We start from the raw sequence: 5748 nt of genomic DNA on the forward strand, positions 1-5748 counted from the left end.
AAGTCGCCCGACCGGCTGAAAGCAAAGGATCAGCGACCAGGGGTTCGTGCTGGGCAAGGATTGAAACCCCGCACTGAGCCCTGACCATGGTTCAGTTCTCCAGCACGTCTAGCGCACGCCCCGCAGCCAGTGTTCTCGGGAGAGCCTCCAAGATACCCACCAGCAGCGCCAGGCTCGCCACCAGGTCGACAAGACTGACCGTCGCTTGACTGGCCGGCAATAACACCAAGAGCTCGTACAGGTCGTTCGCCACCTTGAGGGCCAACAAGATGATGGCGGCATACACCGCGCTCCGGTTCGCGGCCGGGTCACCGGCGGCGCGCCAGAACACGTAGGCCAGCACCAGATTGGCGATGCCAAGGCCATTTGCAAGTGCACGGACCAGCGGCGACAGCTGTTCCGCCGTGATCACCTGGTCCTTGAACAGCAGCAGCAAAACAGCCCAGCCGAGGCCAAGAATCCCGGTGATGCGCAGCAAAGGGCTCACCGTACGGCCTCGCCGATGCCGGAGATGGCTTGTCGGAAGATGATGTCGCGGCGGTTATGCTGCATTTGTTTCTCCATCTCCGCGCTTGGATAAAGGAGCACTTGCAAACTTGCAAGCCGCCGGCATGACCTTCCAGACGATGAATTTTCCCGCGACGGTTGCGTCTTCCGCCAAGGGGAGCGGATTGGTAAGGTGAAAGGCATGAGACCTATGGTCACCGGGCGCCTGCGGAAAACAACTGAGAGTGGGATATGAAATCGTGGTGGCGTGTGACGACCGTCGTAGCTGCCGTCGCGGCCGGCGTCATGACGCTGTTCCTTTTTGTCCGCTCCGAGCCGCAGCGCAGCGAAACACCGGCCACGCACGAACCGACGAAGCCGAATGACCGCGTCCGGGCGCGTTTAGAGCAGCTGCGCGCCGAGCATGCTGACTGGCGCGACAGAGGCGACATTCGTGTCCAGCCACCACGAGTTCAAGAACGCCGCCGTCCACAGGGCGCGGGGGCTGACACGGCACCCGATTCTGATTCCGGTGAGGCATCCGACACCTCCTTCGACGAGGATGTGGATGACCTTCCGGCGATGACAAAGATCGCCCTGGAAGATCCCGACCCTGACCGCCGTATGACCGCGATAACCCTGTTGGGCACATCCGAAAATCCTGAAGCCATTCCCGTGCTCGCAAAGGCTCTCTCTGACCAGGACGAAGAGGTGCGGATGGCCGCCCTGCAGGCGCTCTCCGATTTCACCGACGAACCGCCGGTCGAGGCAATCCAGAGCGCCCTCAGCGATCCTGCGGCGGACATCCGGTTCGAGGCACTCACCATCCTGGCGGATGTGGGCAGCGAACCAGCTCGGATTGCTATCGAAAAGGCCCTCAACGACACAGACCCGGATGTCCGCAATTTGGCCGAAGGAATCCTGGATCTCGAGAGTCTCTACGAGCCCGATCCCGCGGCAACCGCGGGGCCGGGTCAGCCGCAACAGCCCGCTGAACAACCCGCCAGTGGAGGCAGACCTTGACGGCGGCGCCGCCTCAAGCTGACGCTGATGCTGGTGGCAGGCAGCCCTGCATCAACCCCAGGCTACGGAAGGCCGGCCGACAACATGCTGGTGGCCGCCACGCCTGTCGGGCTCAGGATTGGAATCACCGCCACCAACTGTCCCTTCTCCTCCACGATGACCTCGCCAATGGCTTGATGGCGCTTCAGTGGCGCGCGGACAGTCACCGGCAGTTGATAGCGGAGTTGAAGGTCGCGTTCGTCATCGCGCCGACGCAGCAGAGACAAGGTCTGGCCGGCAACCGGCGTCACCTGGGAGACGGCGCCGTTCAGAACGCGGACCGGTAAATTGACGGGTTCGCCCTTGCGAATGATCTCAATGCGCTCGTAATGCGCAAAGCCCCACTCCAACAGTTCGGCGGCCGTGCTGTAGCGGGTCGACGTGTCCGCCGCGTCAAGCACCACTGCCACCAACTGCAACTCCCCCCGCCGCGCGCTCGCAATCACACTGAAACTGCCTCCCTGGCGCACCCGGACCGAGGAGGTCTGCAGTCCGTCGACTCCCGGCACGGCGCCGAGAAGCTGATTGGTGTTGCGCAGCAAGACCGATCCTTGATCAAAAGGCACACCGCTCAACGATGCCCATTCGAGTACGGCGGGGTGGCGCACCAGGGCTTGGGCCAAGCGGGCAAGGTCGTGCGCCGTCGTGCTCTCGGGCGCGGCCGCCGCCAACGGGCTCACCGTGCCGATGCTGGAATAACGCGTGGCGGCCATCCCCAGACGTTGCGCCCGGGCGTTCATTAGATCCACGCAGGCGGGCACAGACCCGGCAATGGCCTCGGCCACCGCGACGGCGGCGTCGTTAGCGGAGGCAATGGTGACCGCTTTCAACAGATCACTGAGGAGGTACGTCTTACCCGGGCGAAAGGGGACGCCAGCGTTGCTAGCGGCAGCGCCGCTCACAGTGACGGGCACGTCCAACGGCAGCACCCCCAGGGCCGACTGCTCCAAGCTCAACAGCAACAGCATCAGTTGGCTGAGCGAGCCCAGGGGGCGCGGCGCGTCAGCGTCTTGCTCCCGCAAAGACCGTCCGCTACCGGCGTCGATGAGGATCGTCGCGGGCAGCCGTTCCGACTTGCCGGCCAGGGCAGCCGGAGACGCAACCAGGCTCAGAGTCAGCAGCAACACCCTTCCCCACCAGCGCATCTCACGCTCCTCGATCAGCGGAGACATCTAACACACTCCGGCTGCCTTGTCAGGAATTTGCCAGGGCGGCGCGCCGTCCGTCCGTTTCCTCGCCGTCGTCAACCGTGTGCGTGTCGAGCCCGGCATATCGCTTTCCTAACCACGGTCAAAGCGCGCGAATGGGCAAGACGATCATCTGCAGGCCGGCAAACTGCAAGCGCCGCTGCAACGTCGCCGCCGCTTGGTTGTGCAGCAAGCGGGTCAGTAACGTTTCTTCGGCGAACACCAGCTTGCCAGCGAAGAACACGGCCCGCGGGAACTCCTTCGCCACCTGTTGAGACACCTGCAGCAAGGACTCGATCGTTTCGGTACCCAACATATAGCGGTAGTCCGCCCACATCCCCTGCCCGTTCACGAAATTGACGTATCGCTGCAGGAACTCATCAGACGACTGCTTCAGGTGTTCTATCTCCGCCACGCCCTTGAAGCGGCTGGAATCAATTACCCCCACGGTCACAAACAGAAACTGCTTGATGTGGTCACCGAACAGCCGCGGAATGGCCAGAAACGAGTGGATGCCCATGCCGTTGTAATCGGTGACCAGCAGTACGCCGGTGGGGGCGTTGCGGTCGTAAGCGGGGACCGGCCGCGCTCCCGGAGCGACCGGAACGGCCGTCAGGATCGCGTTCAGTCGATCCAGGTACTGATTGGTCTTTTCATAGTGGCTGCGGATCCACACACAGGTGGCGATCAGGGCGGACGTGATGACCACCGTCACCCAGCCGCCCTCGCGAAACTTGAGCGATACGGTCACCACCAGGATGGCGCTGGTCAGGCTCAAGCCGAGGCCGTTGATCGCCAGCCGCCGTTGCCAGCGTCGCTCCGTGTGACGGCACTGCCACCAATGAATGCACATGCCGAGCTGCGACAGCGTGAAGGTCGCGAAGACGTTGATGCTGTATAGAACGATCAGTAGTTGAACCCTGCCCTTGGTGTAGAAGAGAATCGCCAAGGCGAAGGCGCCCATCAGCACCGTGCCGTTCTTCGTCACCAGGCGATCACTCAACTGGTAGAAGCGGTGCGGCACCCAGGAATCGACTGCCATACTCGCGAGAACGCGCGGACCGTCGAGAAACCCGGTCTGCGCCGCAACAAACAGCAGGGCGCCTTCGAAAAGCAGGGTGCCCAGCAGGAATGCGTTCCCGACCGGCAGGCTGCCGAGGTGCCAGCCGCCCACCAGCTGCCCGATGAGGACGGCGTTGAGAGTCCGTCCCGGTTGATGCTGCACGCCCACCAGCAAGTAGGTGAACAGGATGCCGCCGGCGGTGAAGGCGAGCGACGTCGCCATGTACAGCATGGTCTTCTTGCCCGTGTGCACCTTCGGCTCGCGCAGAATCGGCAAGCCGTTGCTGACGGCTTCGATACCGGTATAGGTGCCGGCGCCCATGCTGTAGGCATGGAGAAACAACATGAGCATGACCCAAAAGCCCTGCTCGCGTACGCCACGGGCGCTTTCCACTACGGCGTTTGCCGCAATCGCCGGAACGGCACCAGCATGGATCCATACCGCATACACGATGAAGATCGCGTGGGTGATGATGAACCCGATGAAGACCGGGAGGAGCAGCGTCACCGACTCCTTCACCCCGCGCAGATTGATCAGAATCAGGAGTCCGATCACGATCGCCTCGGTGAGCAGCTTCATCTGCTGGAACCGCAGGGGAAGGAAGCTGAAAATGGCGTCCGCACCACTGGCGACGGAAATGGCGATAGTGAGCACGTAGTCCACCACCAAGGCCGATCCGGACACGACGCCGGCGTGGGACCCGAGGAGCTTGCTGGCAACCAAGTATCCTCCGCCGCCGGAGGGGAAGAGTTCGATGATCTGGGAGTAACTGGCGGAGATGATAAAGACGGTGAGCGCCGTAGCCAAGGCCAGAAACGGCGCCAGGAACTGATCCTGGCCGAGCGCCAGGAAGGCTTCTTCCGGACCATAGCAGGCGGAGCTGAGCCCGTCGGCGCCCAGACCGACCCACGCCAGAAATGCAATCAACGATACTTGGTGGAAGATGTGGGGGTCGAGCGGATCCTTCGGCGCGCCCAACAGCACACGAAACAGGCTACGACGCCTCCCCCGCTTCTCCAGCTCGGTTTCTTCGTGTGTAGGTGCGGCCTGTGCGGGCGGCCTCAGCTCTCGCTCGTTATCAGATGCTCGTTCGAGCATAACAATCTGGGCCGCTTCCGTTCGTCGGTACCACGCCCCTGCGCGTTGGGGCACCGGCTACCACAGCCCCGGTCGTATCACAACCGAGCTCCCGCCCCGGTAGCGGGGTCGTTTGATTTCAAGCGGCGTTGATCCCGTCGGGCGCAGTCTGGCCTGGTGTGCGTCAAATCTGTGGGTTCGCAGAACGCGCTTGGCTATCGCCCAAAGTAGCTCGGTGCCGCAGGGTTCGTTGTGGTTGGTACGCCGAAGGCGTATGCAGAACGCCTAGCACCCACGCTATCGAGATCGCCTGAAACCTGCAGTAGGAGCGACTGGTAGAACCCTTCTCGCGACCGCGAGTTTCGAGATTTCCCACATTCATGACGCACACCCAGGGTGACATATCGAGTTCTGCGGCAACGGCATTTGCGATCCTGGTGAGACCTGGGAGAATTGTTGGATCGACTGCGGCGACTAACGTTTGATCAGCCTCGTTGACCGCCGCATCGGTTGCGGGCTACCCGCATCGGTGGGCTGACACGTGGCCACTCAGGGGCTCTCGGGAAGCCGTCGCTTCTTTCCGCAGAGCGCCTGTGCGGCTACGTGCCCTGCCACGCAACCGTTGGCCCATGCCGTCTTCATCGTGGCCCGATCACATGATCAACATTTCCTTTCCTGAGTCCTTGACGAACGGCCGCGTTTCCGGGAGACGTGACCGCCGGATGAGGGGAAACTATGTTCGTCGATGAAACTGCGGAACAGAAGGCCCTGCGAGTCGAGCTGCGCGCGTACTTTGCCAAGCTGATCACGCCGGAAGTGCTCGCCGCCACCCGGGACGTCGAGAGCGGCGCGATGTACCACCGGCTCATTCGC

Annotated in this window: 4 protein-coding genes; 1 reads left to right on the top strand and 3 read right to left on the bottom strand. The window is 62.6% G+C overall.

All coding sequences use genetic code 11. The annotated features are described in order from the left end of the window. Nucleotides 1–91: 91 nt before the first annotated feature. The gene (locus VF515_09985; GenBank protein HEX7407965.1) at nt 92–478 is read right to left on the bottom strand and encodes a hypothetical protein; all 387 of its coding nucleotides are present in this window, start codon (nt 476–478) and stop codon (nt 92–94) included. Nucleotides 479–792: 314 nt separating this feature from the next. On the opposite strand from VF515_09985, the gene VF515_09990 reads away from it, so the two are divergent. Then, nucleotides 793–1509 (top strand): HEAT repeat domain-containing protein, encoded by a 717-nt coding sequence (locus tag VF515_09990; GenBank protein ID HEX7407966.1) that lies wholly within the window; start codon nt 793–795, stop codon nt 1507–1509. A 62-nt stretch (nt 1510–1571) separates the two neighbouring features. Here the strand turns inward: VF515_09990 and VF515_09995 are convergent, their stop codons facing one another. Further along, nucleotides 1572–2720 (bottom strand): serine hydrolase, encoded by a 1149-nt coding sequence (locus VF515_09995; GenBank protein ID HEX7407967.1) that lies wholly within the window; start codon nt 2718–2720, stop codon nt 1572–1574. A 118-nt stretch (nt 2721–2838) separates the two neighbouring features. Then, nucleotides 2839–4896, bottom strand: coding sequence for an APC family permease (locus tag VF515_10000; GenBank protein HEX7407968.1), 2058 nt, complete (start codon nt 4894–4896; stop codon nt 2839–2841). Nucleotides 4897–5748 lie beyond the last annotated feature (852 nt).

The organism is Candidatus Binatia bacterium, assembly GCA_036382395.1.
Lineage (GTDB): Bacteria > Desulfobacterota > Binatia > HRBIN30 > HRBIN30 > JAGDMS01.

What these genes read in the sequence shown, in the direction of transcription:
- VF515_09990 (HEX7407966.1), top strand. Translation starts at nt 793, where the DNA reads ATGACGCTGTTCCTTTTTGTCCGCTCCGAGCCGCAGCGCAGCGAAACA.
- VF515_09995 (HEX7407967.1), bottom strand. Translation starts at nt 2,720, where the DNA reads ATGTCTCCGCTGATCGAGGAGCGTGAGATGCGCTGGTGGGGAAGGGTG.
- VF515_10000 (HEX7407968.1), bottom strand. Translation starts at nt 4,896, where the DNA reads ATGCTCGAACGAGCATCTGATAACGAGCGAGAGCTGAGGCCGCCCGCA.